Origin of the sequence: Pseudomonas kuykendallii, assembly GCF_900106975.1 — a bacterium.
Taxonomy (GTDB): Bacteria; Pseudomonadota; Gammaproteobacteria; order Pseudomonadales; family Pseudomonadaceae; genus Pseudomonas_O; species Pseudomonas_O kuykendallii.
The window spans coordinates 68,848-83,092 of sequence record NZ_FNNU01000004.1 but is presented as its reverse complement, the minus strand read 5'-3'; the positions used below and the strand labels follow the sequence as shown (position 1 = coordinate 83,092).

The 14,245-nt window shown below is 61.0% G+C and carries 14 protein-coding genes; 10 read left to right on the top strand and 4 right to left on the bottom strand.

The features are described 5' to 3' along the window. Positions 1-12 precede the first annotated feature (12 nt). Complete coding sequence (ppnP, locus tag BLV15_RS13720; protein WP_090229279.1) at positions 13-294, bottom strand: pyrimidine/purine nucleoside phosphorylase; 282 nt, start codon at positions 292-294, stop codon at positions 13-15. A gap of 61 nt (positions 295-355) precedes the next feature. Continuing rightward, positions 356-907, bottom strand: coding sequence for a 3'-5' exonuclease (locus tag BLV15_RS13715; RefSeq protein ID WP_090229278.1), 552 nt, complete (start codon positions 905-907; stop codon positions 356-358). A gap of 97 nt (positions 908-1,004) precedes the next feature. On the opposite strand from BLV15_RS13715, the gene BLV15_RS13710 reads away from it, so the two are divergent. Continuing rightward, a complete protein-coding gene (locus BLV15_RS13710) occupies positions 1,005-1,877 on the top strand; it encodes an NAD(P)-dependent oxidoreductase (protein ID WP_090229276.1) in 873 nt (290 codons plus the stop codon). A gap of 46 nt (positions 1,878-1,923) precedes the next feature. On the opposite strand, the gene BLV15_RS13705 is transcribed toward BLV15_RS13710, so the two are convergent. After that, entirely contained in the window at positions 1,924-2,265 is a 342-nt protein-coding gene (locus tag BLV15_RS13705; protein ID WP_090229275.1) for a DMT family protein, read from the bottom strand. 159 nt (positions 2,266-2,424) lie between these two features. Between BLV15_RS13705 and BLV15_RS22330 the strand changes: the two genes are divergently transcribed. Beyond that, entirely contained in the window at positions 2,425-2,676 is a 252-nt protein-coding gene (locus BLV15_RS22330; protein ID WP_090229273.1) for a YkgJ family cysteine cluster protein, read from the top strand. Positions 2,677-2,731: 55 nt separating this feature from the next. Further along, entirely contained in the window at positions 2,732-3,340 is a 609-nt protein-coding gene (locus BLV15_RS13695; protein ID WP_090229270.1) for an START domain-containing protein, read from the top strand. Between the two features lie 60 nt (positions 3,341-3,400). On the opposite strand, the gene gltA is transcribed toward BLV15_RS13695, so the two are convergent. Next, positions 3,401-4,687 carry a citrate synthase gene (gene gltA, locus BLV15_RS13690; RefSeq protein ID WP_090229268.1) on the bottom strand — a complete coding sequence of 429 codons (1,287 nt, stop codon included), beginning with the start codon at positions 4,685-4,687 and terminating at the stop codon, positions 3,401-3,403. A gap of 355 nt (positions 4,688-5,042) precedes the next feature. On the opposite strand from gltA, the gene sdhC reads away from it, so the two are divergent. The 7 genes from sdhC (at position 5,043) to lpdA (ending at position 14,169) form a co-directional block, all read left to right on the top strand. Next, complete coding sequence (gene sdhC / locus BLV15_RS13685; RefSeq protein ID WP_090229266.1) at positions 5,043-5,417, top strand: succinate dehydrogenase, cytochrome b556 subunit; 375 nt, start codon at positions 5,043-5,045, stop codon at positions 5,415-5,417. Beyond that, a complete protein-coding gene (gene sdhD / locus BLV15_RS13680; RefSeq protein WP_090229264.1) occupies positions 5,411-5,779 on the top strand; it encodes a succinate dehydrogenase, hydrophobic membrane anchor protein in 369 nt (122 codons plus the stop codon). Before sdhC ends, sdhD begins: the two co-directional genes overlap by 7 nt. Before the next feature lie 3 nt (positions 5,780-5,782). After that, positions 5,783-7,555, top strand: a complete 1,773-nt coding sequence (sdhA, locus tag BLV15_RS13675; RefSeq protein ID WP_090229263.1) for a succinate dehydrogenase flavoprotein subunit — start codon at positions 5,783-5,785, stop codon at positions 7,553-7,555. Between the two features lie 11 nt (positions 7,556-7,566). Next, positions 7,567-8,271: a succinate dehydrogenase iron-sulfur subunit gene (locus BLV15_RS13670; RefSeq protein ID WP_090229261.1), complete on the top strand. Its 705-nt coding sequence runs from the start codon at positions 7,567-7,569 to the stop codon at positions 8,269-8,271. Positions 8,272-8,522: 251 nt separating this feature from the next. Further along, complete coding sequence (locus BLV15_RS13665; RefSeq protein ID WP_090229259.1) at positions 8,523-11,354, top strand: 2-oxoglutarate dehydrogenase E1 component; 2,832 nt, start codon at positions 8,523-8,525, stop codon at positions 11,352-11,354. Between the two features lie 64 nt (positions 11,355-11,418). Then, on the top strand, positions 11,419-12,648 hold the full coding sequence (odhB, locus tag BLV15_RS13660; protein WP_090229258.1) for a 2-oxoglutarate dehydrogenase complex dihydrolipoyllysine-residue succinyltransferase: 1,230 nt from the start codon (positions 11,419-11,421) through the stop codon (positions 12,646-12,648). Positions 12,649-12,732: 84 nt separating this feature from the next. Next, positions 12,733-14,169: a dihydrolipoyl dehydrogenase gene (lpdA, locus tag BLV15_RS13655; RefSeq protein WP_090229256.1), complete on the top strand. Its 1,437-nt coding sequence runs from the start codon at positions 12,733-12,735 to the stop codon at positions 14,167-14,169. Positions 14,170-14,245 lie beyond the last annotated feature (76 nt).

The window sequence follows — 14,245 nt, the reverse complement described above, 5'->3', positions numbered from 1 at the left end:
GTCGACGGCGGGTCAGTGGTATTCGCAGAGGTACGCGGTATCCACGGACACCTTGAGCTGGAACTTGCTGTTCGCCGGTACGGTGAAGCGGGTGCCGGCGTCGAAGGTTTCCCAGGCATCGCTGCCTGGCAGTTTGACCGTCAGCGCACCGGCGATCACGTGCATGACTTCAAGTTGACTGGTGCCGAACTCGTACTCGCCGGGGGCCATGACGCCGACGGTGGCCGGGGCCTGGTTCAGCTCGAAGGAAAGGGATTTTACGGTACCGTCGAAGTACTCGTTTACCTTGAACATGCGGGCTCCTCGAAGGGGGATTCAAATTGGGCGGCCAGTATGCCCAAGCCGCTGCGGTGCGTCATCCCGTTCGGCCGTCGAACGCCAGCGGCAGCAGGCGCGCGGTATTGCGGGCGTCGTCGAGGGCCCGATGCTGTTGGCCCTGAAAGCTCATGCCGGCGAGCGCCAGCGCGGCATGCAGGCCTACCGGACGTTTCAGTTGACGGACCTTGGCGAAGTGGCGCTTGAGATCGGTATGGGCAAGGCTGGAGAGATGACTGCCCAGTTGCTGACGTTGCCACTCCAGGTGCAACTGCTGCCGATCGTAATCACCCCAGCTCGCCCAACCCTGAAGTCGTGGGTGATGCGGCTCCAGCCAGCGCTCGAAGGCGGGCCAGACCTGGCTCAGTGGCCGCGCGGCATCTATGTCGTTCTGCGTTACATGGGTGAGTTCGCGGCAGAACGTAGTCAGCAAGGGGCGCCGAAGCGGGCGGACGAAACGCTGGAAGTGGTCGATTTCACGACCCGTGGCGTCCACCAGGCTGGCGCCGATTTCGATGATCTCCATTTCGTCGACCGGCCAGCCACCTTCCTCGGTGGTGGCTTCCAGATCGAGTACCAGCCAGTGTCCCATAGGCTTCCTCCAGTGATCGGGTGGGGCGCGCTCAACGGCGTTCAGAACGGGATGGATGCCGTGCTAGGCTTCGACACCGCAAATCTAGAGGTGTGTCATGGCGAAAGTTGCTTTTATCGGCCTGGGCGTCATGGGTTATCCCATGGCCGGGCATCTGGCAAGCAAAGGGCACGAGGTGCGTGTGTACAACCGCACGGCGGCCAAGGCAGAGCAGTGGGTCGCCGAACATGGCGGCAGCAGTGGCGCCACTCCCCGCGAAGCGGCTGAGGGCGCCGAGCTGGTGATGGTCTGCGTCGGCAACGACGACGACTTGCGTGGCGTGGTTCTTGGCGACGAGGGAGCCTTCGCCGGGATGGCCGCAGGCAGCGTACTGGTGGACCACACCACCGCCTCGGCGACGGTCGCGCGCGAACTGGCAGCCGCCGCCAAAGAACGCGGTCTGGGCTTTCTCGATGCGCCGGTTTCCGGCGGTCAGGCGGGCGCGGTGAACGGGGTGCTGACGATAATGGTTGGTGGCGCGGCGGAAACCTACGCGCGCGCCGAGCCGGTGATCCAGAGCTACGCACGGATGTCGCGACTGATGGGCGAGGTGGGTAGCGGCCAGCTGACCAAGATGGTCAACCAGATCTGCATCGCGGGTGTCGTACAGGGGCTGGCGGAAGCCGTGCACTTCTCGCAGCAGGCAGGGTTGGACGGCCTGGCGGTGATGGAGGTGATCGGCAAGGGCGCCGCGCAATCCTGGCAGATGGACAACCGCCACAAGACCATGCTGTCCGGCGAGTTCGACTTCGGTTTCGCCGTCGACTGGATGCGCAAGGACCTTTCGATCCTGCTGGAAGAGGCCCGTCGCAACGGCGCGCAATTGCCGATGACGGCGCTGGTCGACCAGTTCTATGGCGAAGTCCAGGCCATGGGCGGCAACCGGTGGGATACCTCGAGCCTGCTGGCGCGGCTCAAGCCGACCAAGTGACGGCGATGCGGGCGGGCGCTCGGCCGTCCGCCCACTTCACTGAGCCCTAGGCGCGGAAGATGAAATACACCGCGCCCAGCAGGCAAAGGCCCGCCCACAGGTAGTCCAGCCTGAGCGGTTGCTGCATGTAGAACACGCTGAATGGCACGAAGATCGACAGCGTGATCACTTCCTGCATGATCTTCAGCTGGCCCACCGACATCGTCGTGTAACCAATCCGGTTCGCCGGCACCATGATCATGTATTCGAACAGTGCGATCCCCCAACTGATCAGCGCAGCGACAAACCACGGTTTGCTGTGCAGCGTCTTCAGGTGGCCGTACCAGGCGAACGTCATGAAGATGTTGGAAAGGCTCAACAGGGCAGCGGTTTGCAACCAGATCGGCATCGGCGAAGCTCCGGAATGTAAGGGCGCTGAGCCTACTGCCTGCCCATCGCGCCGCCAAGCCTCGCTGCCATCAATTGGATGGCTGCCATCCGTGCGGCGTGCAGGTAATATCGCCGCCCGTAGAACCCTTGGTCCCGTTTCACGAGGTCGCCTGTCGCCATGCAATGCCGTCCCGGTTGCGGTGCTTGCTGCATCGCCCCTTCGATAAGTTCGCCCATTCCAGGGATGCCCCACGGCAAGCCTGCGGGCGAACGTTGCATCCATCTTTCGGTCGACTACCTGTGCGCGCTGTTCGGCGCTCCGGGTAGGCCGCCCGTGTGCTCGCAGTTCCAGGCCGAACCTTCGGTTTGCGGGAGCAATCGCGAAGAGGCGATCAGCCTGCTCGGTTGGCTGGAGCAGGCGACCGCTTAGCGTGCGCTCGACGGATTCGTCGAGTCGCTCGAGTCTTTGATAAGGAGAAAAATAAATGAGGCTTTTGCATCAACTGGCGCTGGTCTGCGGATTCACAGCCGTACTGCCCACGATCGTTCATGCCGATGACTGGAAGCTGGAGAAGGAGGAGGCGGGCATCAGCATCTACCTGAGCCCGGTAGCCGGCTCCAAGTACAAGGCTTATCGCGGCGTCACCACCGTCAAGGCGGACATCGCCACCATTCGTGCGCTGCAGGAGGATGTCAGCGGTTCCTGTGCGTGGATCTTCGAGTGCAAGGAGCAGAAGCTGCTCAAGCAGGAGGGCGACCAGGCCTGGACCCACACCTACTTCACGCCTCCGTGGCCGGTCACTGCGCGTGATTCGATCCTGCACATCACGACTACACAGGGTTCCGACGGCAGTCTGACTCGTACCCTGGAGGGGGTCGCCGATTACCTGCCCGAGGAAAACGGCTATGTACGCGTAGCCAAGGTTGAAGGCCTGTGGAAGCTGACGCCCAAAGGCCCGGGCCAGACCGAAGTGACCTATCAGGTACAGACCGAGCCGGGTGGCAGCGTCCCTTCGTGGCTGGCCAACAGCTTCGTGGTCGATGCGCCGTTCAATACCCTTAAGGGGTTGCGCGAGCGCGCTGAGAAGAAGTAGGACTTTCTTCCGGGCAAAGAAAAAGGCTGCCTCGGCAGCCTTTTTCTTGTTCGCCAGATGTCAGTCGCGCTTGTCCAGTTCGGTGAAGTCGCGCTGCGGATAGCCGGTATACAGCTGACGGGGACGACCGATCTTGTACGGGCTGGAAAGCATTTCCTTCCAGTGGGAAATCCAGCCCACGGTGCGTGCCAGGGCGAAGATGACCGTGAACATGCTGGTCGGAATGCCGATCGCCTTGAGGATGATCCCCGAGTAAAAGTCGACGTTCGGGTACAGATTGCGCTCCTTGAAGTAAGGATCGTTGCGCGCGATCTCGTCCAGCTTCATCGCCAGTTCCAGTTGCGGATCGTGGATGCCCAGCTCGGCGAGGACTTCGTCGCAAGTCTTCTTCATCACGTTGGCGCGCGGATCGAAGTTCTTGTAGACGCGGTGGCCGAAGCCCATCAGCTTGAACGGATCGTCCTTGTCCTTCGCCTTGGCGATGAACTTGTCGATGTTCGATACGTCGCCGATCTCGTCGAGCATCGCCAGCACGGCCTCGTTGGCGCCACCATGCGCCGGGCCCCAGAGGGCGGCGATACCGGCAGCGATACAGGCGAACGGGTTGGCACCCGAAGAACCGGCCAGGCGAACGGTGGAGGTGGAAGCGTTCTGTTCGTGGTCGGCGTGGAGGATGAAGATCCGATCCATCGCGCGGGCCAGCACCGGGCTGATCGGTTTGATCTCGCACGGGGTGTTGAACATCATGTGCAGGAAGTTTTCCGCGTAGTTCAGATCGTTGCGCGGATACATCATCGGCTGGCCCATGGAGTACTTGTAAACCATGGCGGCGATGGTGGGCATCTTGGCAACCAGACGGATCGCGGAGATTTCGCGGTGCTTGGGATTATTGATGTCCAGGGAGTCGTGATAGAAGGCCGAAAGCGCGCCGACCACGCCGCACATGATCGCCATCGGGTGAGCATCACGACGGAAACCGTTGAAGAACGACTTCAACTGCTCGTGAACCATCGTGTGGTTCTTCACGGTGCCGACGAACTGGGCCTTCTGCTCGGCATTCGGCAGTTCGCCGTTTAGCAGCAGGTAGCATGTTTCCAGGTAGTCGGACTTCTCGGCGAGCTGCTCGATCGGGTAGCCACGATGAAGAAGGATGCCTTTGTCGCCGTCGATATAGGTGATCTTCGACTCGCAAGAGGCGGTGGACATAAAGCCAGGATCAAAGGTGAAACGACCCGTGGCGGTGAGGCCCCGTACGTCAACTACATCGGGACCAACAGTGCCGGTCAGAACGGGCAGTTCTACAGGGTCAGAGCCTGCGATGATCAACTGCGCTTTTTTGTCAGCCATGAGGCCTCCTATTTTATGCTTGGTATCATCCTGCCCCCATGCAGGGCCCGCATCACTATAGAGTGATAAATCCGAAAGTCAATTTGCGTGGAGGCTAGGCGGTAGACGGCTTTGAGGGTGATTGAGGGTCTTGAAAATCGGCTATTTACGCCTTTTGTGAGGCCAGCGCAATCCGCTCTTTGGGGCAGGTGATTGCGTTGTCATTAGTGTCCTAACTGTCTATACTCGATGCCCGACCGCCAGGGCTTTAAGGCCTGTATTCTGGGGTTGTCACTCCCTGGGTAGTGGGACCTGACCAGCGCACTTCCCTACAACTTGCCCTGATTGTTGGGGCCTCAGCGTGAAAAAAACAGCCGTGAATAGCCAACGACCTGTAAACCTAGATCTTAGGACCATAAAACTCCCTATCACCGCTTATACGTCCATTCTTCACCGCATCTCCGGTGTCATCCTTTTCGTAGGCCTTGCCGTCATGCTTTTCGTGCTCGACAAGTCGCTTTCGTCCGAGGAAGGCTTCGCCGACGTGAAGATGTACCTGACCAGTCCGCTGGCTAAGTTCGTGATTTGGGGCCTGCTGTCAGCCTTGTTGTATCACCTGGTGGCCGGCGTGCGCCACTTGGTCATGGATACCGGTGTTGGTGAGACACTGGAAGGCGGCAAGACGGGCTCGAAGATTGTCATCGCCGTCTCGGTGGTGCTCATCGTTCTGGCGGGGGTGTGGATATGGTAACTAACGTTACGAACTTTTCGCGTTCGGGCCTCTATGACTGGATGGCGCAGCGCGTTTCTGCCGTTGTTCTGGCGGCTTATTTTCTTTTTCTGCTTGGTTACCTGCTTTTCCATCCCAATCTGAGCTATGCGGATTGGCACGGTCTGTTCTCCCATAACTGGATGCGTATTTTCAGCTTGCTGGCTCTGGTTGCGCTCGGGGTTCATGCGTGGGTTGGTATGTGGACGATCTCCACCGACTACCTGACCGCCATGGCCATCGGCAAGTGGGCCACCAGCGTGCGTTTCCTGTTCCAGGCGGTTTGCGGCATTGCCATGTTCGCGTACTTCGTCTGGGGTGTGCAGATTCTTTGGGGTATCTGATTCATGGCTAACATTCGTACGCTTTCGTTCGACGCCATCATCGTTGGCGGCGGCGGTGCCGGTATGCGCGCTGCGCTGCAGCTCGCTCAGTCCGGCTTCAAGACAGCAGTAGTCACCAAGGTTTTTCCGACTCGCTCGCACACTGTTTCCGCTCAGGGCGGCATCACCTGCGCCATTGCGTCGTCCGATCCGAACGATGATTGGCGCTGGCACATGTACGACACCGTCAAGGGCTCCGACTACATCGGTGACCAGGACGCCATCGAGTACATGTGTTCCGTAGGTCCGGAAGCCGTGTTCGAGCTCGAGCACATGGGTCTTCCGTTCTCCCGTACCGAGCAGGGCCGCATCTATCAGCGCCCGTTCGGTGGTCAGTCCAAGGACTTCGGCAAGGGCGGCCAGGCGGCTCGTACCTGCGCGGCTGCCGACCGTACCGGTCACGCGCTGCTTCACACGCTGTATCAGGCCAACCTGAAGAACAACACCACGTTCCTCAATGAGTGGTATGCCGTGGATCTGGTGAAAAACCAGGACGGCGTGATCGTCGGTGTGATCGCCATATGCATCGAAACTGGTGAAACCGCCTACATCCGCTCGAAGGCTACCGTGCTTGCCACCGGTGGCGCCGGACGTATCTATGCCTCCACCACCAACGCCCTGATCAATACCGGCGACGGTGTCGGTATGGCATTGCGTGCTGGTGTGCCGGTGCAGGACATCGAGATGTGGCAGTTCCACCCGACCGGTATCGCCGGGGCCGGTGTGCTGGTTACCGAGGGTTGCCGCGGTGAAGGCGGTTATCTGATCAACAAGCATGGCGAGCGCTTCATGGAGCGCTATGCGCCCAACGCCAAGGACCTCGCCGGTCGTGACGTCGTTGCACGCTCGATGGTCAAGGAAATCATTGCCGGCAACGGTTGTGGTCCGGATGGCGACCACGTGATGCTCAAGCTCGATCACCTCGGCGAGGAAGTGCTGCACAGCCGGCTGCCAGGTATCTGCGAACTGTCCAAGACCTTCGCGCACGTCGATCCGGTCGTCGCTCCGGTTCCGGTCGTCCCAACCTGCCACTACATGATGGGCGGCGTTGCCACCAACATCCATGGGCAGGCGATCACTCAGGACGCCAATGGCGTCGATACCGTGATCCCGGGTCTGTTCGCCGTGGGCGAAGTCGCTTGTGTGTCGGTACACGGTGCCAACCGTCTGGGTGGCAACTCGCTGCTCGACCTGGTCGTCTTCGGTCGTGCCGCCGGTCTGCACCTGGAGAAAGCGCTCAAGGAAGGCATCGATTATCGCAACGCCAGCGAAACCGATCTCGAGTCCTCGCTTTCCCGCCTCAACAGCCTCAACGAACGCACCTCGGGTGAAGACGTTGCGCCGCTGCGCAAGGAACTGCAGAACTGCATGCAGAACTACTTCGGTGTGTTCCGCACCGGCGAGTACATGCAGAAGGGCATTACCCAGTTGGCCGATCTGCGTCAGCGTATCTCCACCGTGAAGATCGCCGACAAGAGCCAGGCGTTCAACACCGCGCGCATCGAGGCGCTGGAGCTGCAGAACCTGCTGGAAGTGGCCGAGGCTACCGCCATTGCCGCCGAAGAGCGCAAAGAATCCCGCGGCGCTCATGCCCGCGAGGACTTTGAAGATCGTGACGATCAGAACTGGCTGTGCCACTCGCTGTATTTCCCGGGTGACAAGCGTGTCACCAAGCGCGCGGTGAACTTCGCGCCGAAGACCGTTCCGCCATTCGAACCCAAGGTTCGGACTTACTAAGGGTGGCTGCCATGTTGAAAGTCAGTGTGTATCGCTACAACCCCGAGCAGGATGCCTCTCCGCACATGCAGGAGTTCCAGGTCGACACCGACGGGAAGGACATCATGGTCCTCGACGTTCTGGCGCTGATCAAGGAGCAGGATGTGACCTTCTCCTATCGCCGCTCCTGCCGCGAAGGTGTTTGCGGCTCCGACGGGATGAACATCAACGGCAAGAACGGCCTTGCGTGCATCACGCCGCTGTCCGCAGTCGTGAAAGGCGACACCCTGGTGGTGCGTCCGCTGCCGGGTCTGCCAGTCATTCGTGATCTAGTCGTCGACATGAGCATCTTCTACAAGCAGTACGAGAAGGTGAAACCGTACCTGCAGAACGACACGCCGGCTCCGGCCATCGAGCGTCTGCAGTCGCCGGAAGAGCGCGAGAAGCTGGATGGCCTGTACGAGTGCATCCTGTGTGCCTGCTGCTCGACTTCTTGCCCTTCGTTCTGGTGGAATCCCGACAAGTTCCTCGGCCCCGCTGCGCTGCTGCAGGCCTACCGATTCCTGGCCGACAGCCGCGATACCCAGACCGAAGAGCGTCTGGCTGCTATGGACGATCCGTTCAGCGTGTTCCGCTGCCGTGGGATCATGAACTGCGTGAACGTTTGTCCGAAAGGTCTCAATCCGACCAAGGCAATTGGCCACGTTCGCAACATGCTTCTGCAAAGCGGGACCTGATTCACGATCTGCTATACCTGCAACGCCAGTAGTGCCTGCAGCGCCGGTTTTCAACCGGCACTGCAGTTTTAGTCAGGACCTCAGCCCAAAAAGTCGTGGTCCCTATTCGAAAAATATGAAGACCAGCAGGGGCATCCGGGCTGGTACCCGGGCTATCTGTGAGGTCCGTTTGAATCTGTCTGAGCTGTAGTCCAGACCGGTCTTGAGCGGTGACCACGCTGATGGTGTCCCCTTACCGAGGGTGACCAAGCATGCAAGAAAGCGTAATGCAGCGCATGTGGGACAGTGCCCACCTTTCCGGTGGTAACGCTGCCTATGTGGAAGAGCTCTACGAGCTCTACCTGCACGATCCCAACGCTGTGCCAGAAGAGTGGCGCACCTATTTCCAGAAGCTGCCGACCGATGGCAGCGCTGCCACCGATGTCTCGCACTCTACGGTCCGCGATCACTTCGTTCTGCTCGCCAAGAATCAGCGTCGCGCTCAGCCGGTATCCGCCGGGAGCGTAAGCAGCGAGCACGAGAAGAAGCAAGTTGAAGTCCTGCGTCTGATCCAGGCCTACCGCATGCGTGGCCACCAGGCTGCCAAGCTCGACCCGCTGGGTTTGGCTCAGCGCGCGACTCCTGCCGATCTGGCGATCAATCACTACGGCTTGACCGATTCCGATCTGGATACCACGTTCCGTACCGGTGAGCTCTACATCGGCAAGGAAGAAGCCACCCTGCGTGAAATCCAGGAAGCCCTGCAGCAGACCTACTGCCGCACCATCGGCGCCGAGTTCACCCACATCGTCGACTCCGAGCAGCGCAAGTGGTTCCAGCAGCGTCTGGAGAGCGTGCGCGGCCGCCCGGCGTTTTCCGCCGAAGTGCGTAGCCATCTGCTCGAGCGCCTCACCGCCGCTGAAGGCCTGGAAAAATACCTGGGTACCAAGTATCCGGGTACCAAGCGTTTTGGCCTGGAAGGTGGCGAGAGCCTGATTCCGCTGCTGGATGAAATCATTCAGCGCTCGGGTTCCTACGGCAACAAGGAAATCGTCATCGGTATGGCCCACCGTGGCCGCCTGAACGTGCTGGTGAATACCTTCGGCAAGAACCCGCGCGACCTGTTTGACGAGTTCGAAGGCAAGAAGGTCGAGGGTCTGAGTTCCGGCGACGTCAAGTATCACCAGGGCTTCTCGTCCAACGTGATGACCGCCGGCGGTGAGGTTCACCTCGCACTGGCGTTCAACCCGTCGCACTTGGAAATCGTCTCTCCAGTGGTCGAGGGTTCGGTGCGTGCCCGTCAGGATCGTCGCAACGATCTTTCCGGTGACAAGGTGCTTCCGGTAACCATCCACGGTGATGCCGCTGTCGCGGGGCAGGGCGTGGTCATGGAAACCTTCCAGATGTCGCAGACCCGCGGCTTCAGGACTGGTGGCACGATTCGTATCGTGATCAACAACCAGGTCGGCTTCACCATCAGCCGTCAGGAAGACGCGCGCTCCACCGAGTACGCGACCGACGTGGCGAAGATGGTCCAGGCGCCGATCCTGCACGTGAACGGCGACGACCCGGAAGCCGTGCTGTTCGTCACCCAGTTGGCGATCGACTATCGCATGCAGTTCAAGCGTGACGTGGTCATCGACTTGGTCTGCTACCGCCGTCGTGGCCACAACGAGGCCGACGAGCCGAGTGGCACCCAGCCCCTGATGTATCAGCAGATCGCCAAGCAGCGCACCACGCGCGAGCTCTACGCCGAGACTCTGACCCAGGCTGGCGTGCTCGATGCCGAGCGCGTTCAGGCGAAGATCGACGAGTACCGTACCGCCCTGGACAACGGCCTGCACGTGGTGAAAAGCCTGGTCAAGGAGCCGAACAAGGAGCTGTTCGTCGACTGGCGTCCGTATCTGGGCCATGCCTGGACCGCGCGTCACGACACCCGCTTCGACCTCAAGACGCTGCAGGAACTGTCGAACAAGCTGCTCGAAGTACCGGAAGGTTTCGTCGTCCAGCGTCAGGTTTCGAAGATCCTCGAAGACCGTCAGAAAATGACTGCCGGCGGGCTGCCGATCAACTGGGGCTTCGCCGAAACCATGGCGTACGCGACTCTGTTGTTCGAAGGCCACCCTGTTCGCATGACTGGCCAGGACATCGGCCGTGGCACCTTCTCGCACCGTCACGCGGTACTGCACAACCAGAAGGACGCCGGGACCTATATCCCGCTGCAGCATCTGGTCAAGGATCAGCCACGTTTCGACCTGTACGACTCCTTCCTTTCGGAAGAGGCCGTCCTGGCGTTCGAATACGGCTACTCGACCACCACGCCAAGCGCGCTGGTGATCTGGGAAGCTCAGTTCGGCGATTTTGCCAACGGCGCACAGGTGGTGATCGACCAGTTCATCACCAGTGGCGAGCACAAGTGGGGCCGTCTGTGCGGGCTGACCATGCTGTTGCCGCACGGCTATGAAGGGCAGGGGCCGGAGCACTCCTCCGCGCGTCTCGAGCGCTACCTGCAACTAAGTGCCGAGCACAACATCCAGGTTTGCGTACCGACCACTCCGGCGCAGGTCTACCACATGCTGCGTCGCCAGGTGATCCGTCCGCTGCGCAAGCCGTTGATCGCCCTTACGCCGAAGTCGTTGTTGCGCCACAAGCTGGCGATCTCGACCCTGGAAGATCTCGCCAACGGTTCCTTCCAGACCGTCATCCCGGAGATCGATCAACTCGACGCGCAGAAGGTCGAACGCGTGATCCTCTGCAGCGGCAAGGTCTACTACGACCTGCTTGAGAAGCGTCGTGCGGAAGGCCGCACCGATACGGCAATCGTTCGTATCGAGCAGCTTTATCCGTTCCCTGAGGACGATCTGGCGGAAGTGCTGTCGCAGTACGGCAACCTCAAGCACATCGTCTGGTGTCAGGAAGAGCCGATGAACCAGGGCGCCTGGTATTGCAGCCAGCACCACATGCGTCGAGTCGCCGTTGCGCAGAAACCGGAGTTGTTCCTGGAATATGCCGGTCGTGACGCTTCCGCTGCGCCTGCCTGTGGCTACGCTTCCCTGCACGCTGAGCAGCAGGAAAAACTTCTCCAGGACGCTTTCAACGTTTAACGCCTTCGTGCCGAGGCGGCCATAGCCGCCTCCAGAAGAAACCGAATCAATAGGAACCCTGATAATGGCTATCGAGATCAAAGCCCCCTCTTTCCCGGAATCGGTCGCCGACGGCACCGTCGCTACCTGGCACAAGAAGCCGGGTGACGCCGTCAAACGTGACGAGCTGATCGTTGATATCGAAACCGACAAGGTGGTGATGGAAGTCCTCGCCGAAGCGGATGGCGTGGTTGCCGAAATCGTCAAGAACGAAGGCGATACCGTGCTCAGCGGCGAACTGCTCGGCCGTCTGACCGAAGGTAGTGCTGGTGCGGCTGCTCCGGCTCCTGCCGCTGCTGCCCCTGCCGCCGCTCCGGCGCAAGCTGCAGCGCCTGCCGCCGCCGCTGGTGAGGAGCCGATGCTGGCGCCTGCCGCGCGCAAGCTGGCTGAAGAAAACGGCATCGATCCGAACAGTGTCAAAGGCTCTGGCAAGGGCGGCCGTGTGACCAAGGAAGACGTCGTCGCCGCCATCGAAGCCAAGAAGAGCGCTCCCGCTGCAGCCGCCAAACCGTCGGCTCCAGCCGCCGAGGCGCCGATCTTCGCTGCCGGCGAGCGCGTCGAGAAGCGTGTTCCGATGACCCGCCTGCGCGCCAAGGTCGCCGAGCGTCTGGTCGAGGCACAGTCCTCGATGGCCATGCTGACTACCTTCAACGAAGTCGACATGACCGAAGTGATGGCCCTGCGCTCCAAGTACAAGGACCTCTTCGAGAAGACCCACAACGGTGTGCGCCTGGGCTTCATGTCGTTCTTCGTCAAGGCCTCGGTAGAAGCGCTGAAGCGCTTCCCGGCGGTCAACGCCTCGATCGACGGCACCGACATCGTCTACCACGGCTATCAGGATATCGGCGTCGCCGTCTCCAGCGACCGCGGTCTGGTGGTTCCGGTACTGCGTAACGCCGAACTGATGAACCTGGCCGAAGTCGAGAGCGGCATCGCCACCTTCGGCAAGAAGGCCCGTGACGGCAAGCTGTCGATCGACGAGATGACCGGGGGCACCTTCACCATCACCAACGGCGGCACCTTCGGTTCGATGATGTCGACTCCGATCGTCAACCCGCCGCAGGCCGCGATCCTCGGTATGCACAACATTCTTCAGCGTCCGATGGCCGTCAACGGTCAGGTCGTCATCCGTCCGATGATGTACCTGGCGCTGTCCTACGATCACCGCCTGATCGACGGCAAGGAAGCGGTCAGCTTCCTGGTGACCATCAAGAACCTGCTGGAAGATCCTGCGCGCCTGCTGCTGGACATCTAACCCACGGCCGCTGTCCGCCAGCCGAGCCTTAACAGGATCCGCTGGCGGTTCGCCGCTTGAAGCTCAAAGTTGATGGAGATTGTTATGAGCCAGAAATTCGACGTGGTAGTGATCGGTGCCGGCCCTGGCGGCTACGTGGCTGCCATTCGCGCCGCGCAACTCGGTCTGAAGACCGCCTGCATCGAGAAGTATGTCGGCAAGGAAGGCAAGATCGCTCTCGGCGGTACTTGCCTGAACGTCGGCTGCATCCCATCCAAGGCGCTGCTGGACAGCACCTGGAAGTACCACGAAGCCCACGAAGGCTTCAAAGTCCACGGTATCGAGGCCAGCGGCGTCACCATCGACGTGCCGACCATGATCGCCCGCAAGGACCAGATCGTCCGCAACCTCACCGGCGGCGTCGCTGCACTGTTCAAAGCCAATGGCGTGACCTCCTTCGAAGGCCACGGGAAGCTGCTGGCTAACAAGCAGGTAGAAGTCACCGGCCGTGACGGCAGCACCGAGATCCTCGAAGCGACCAACGTGATCATCGCCTCGGGTTCGCGCCCGGTGGAAATCCCGCCGGCACCGATCGATCAGAACGTCATCGTCGATTCCACCGGCGCGCTGGACTTCCAGTCCGTGCCCAAGCGCCTGGGCGTGATCGGCGCTGGCGTCATCGGTCTCGAACTGGGTTCGGTCTGGGGCCGTCTGGGCGCTGAAGTGACCGTTCTCGAGGCGCTGGACAAGTTCCTCCCGGCCGCCGATGACCAGGTCGCCAAGGAAGCGCTGAAGATCCTCACCAAGCAGGGTCTGAAGATTCGTCTGGGCGCGCGCGTGACCGCCACCGAGATCAACGGCAGCGAAGTCACCGTGACCTTCACCGACGCCAACGGCGAGCAGAAGGAAACCTACGATAAGCTGATCGTCGCCGTCGGCCGTCGTCCGGTCACCACCGACCTGCTGGCCGCGGACAGCGGCGTGGACCTCGACGAGCGTGGCTACATCTTCGTCGACGACTTCTGTGCCACCAGCGTTCCCGGCGTTTACGCCGTGGGCGACGTGGTCCGTGGCCTGATGCTCGCGCACAAGGCAATGGAAGAGGGCGTGGTAGTGGCCGAGCGTATCGCCGGGCACAAGGCGCAGATGAACTACGACCTGATTCCGGGCGTGATCTACACCCACCCTGAAATCGCATGGGTCGGCAAGAGCGAGCAGTCGCTCAAGGCCGAAGGTGTCGAAGTCAACGTCGGTGTCGCGCCGTTCGCCGCCAGTGGCCGTGCCATGGCTGCCAATGACACCGCCGGTTTCGTCAAGATCATCGCCGACGCCAAGACCGACCGCGTGCTGGGCGTTCACGTCATCGGCCCTAGCGCCGCCGAGCTGGTACAGCAGGGCGCCATCGCCATGGAGTTCGGCACCAGTGCCGAAGACCTGGGCATGATGGTGTTCTCGCACCCGACCCTGTCCGAGCAGCTGCATGAAGCCGCTCTGGCAGTGAATGGCCATGCCATTCATATCGCCAACCGCAAAAAGCGCTAAGCGATCAGAACCACGATGGGTTGCCCGTATCCTGCCACCAGGCTTGCCGCGGAATGCCCATCGGACTGTTTCCTCA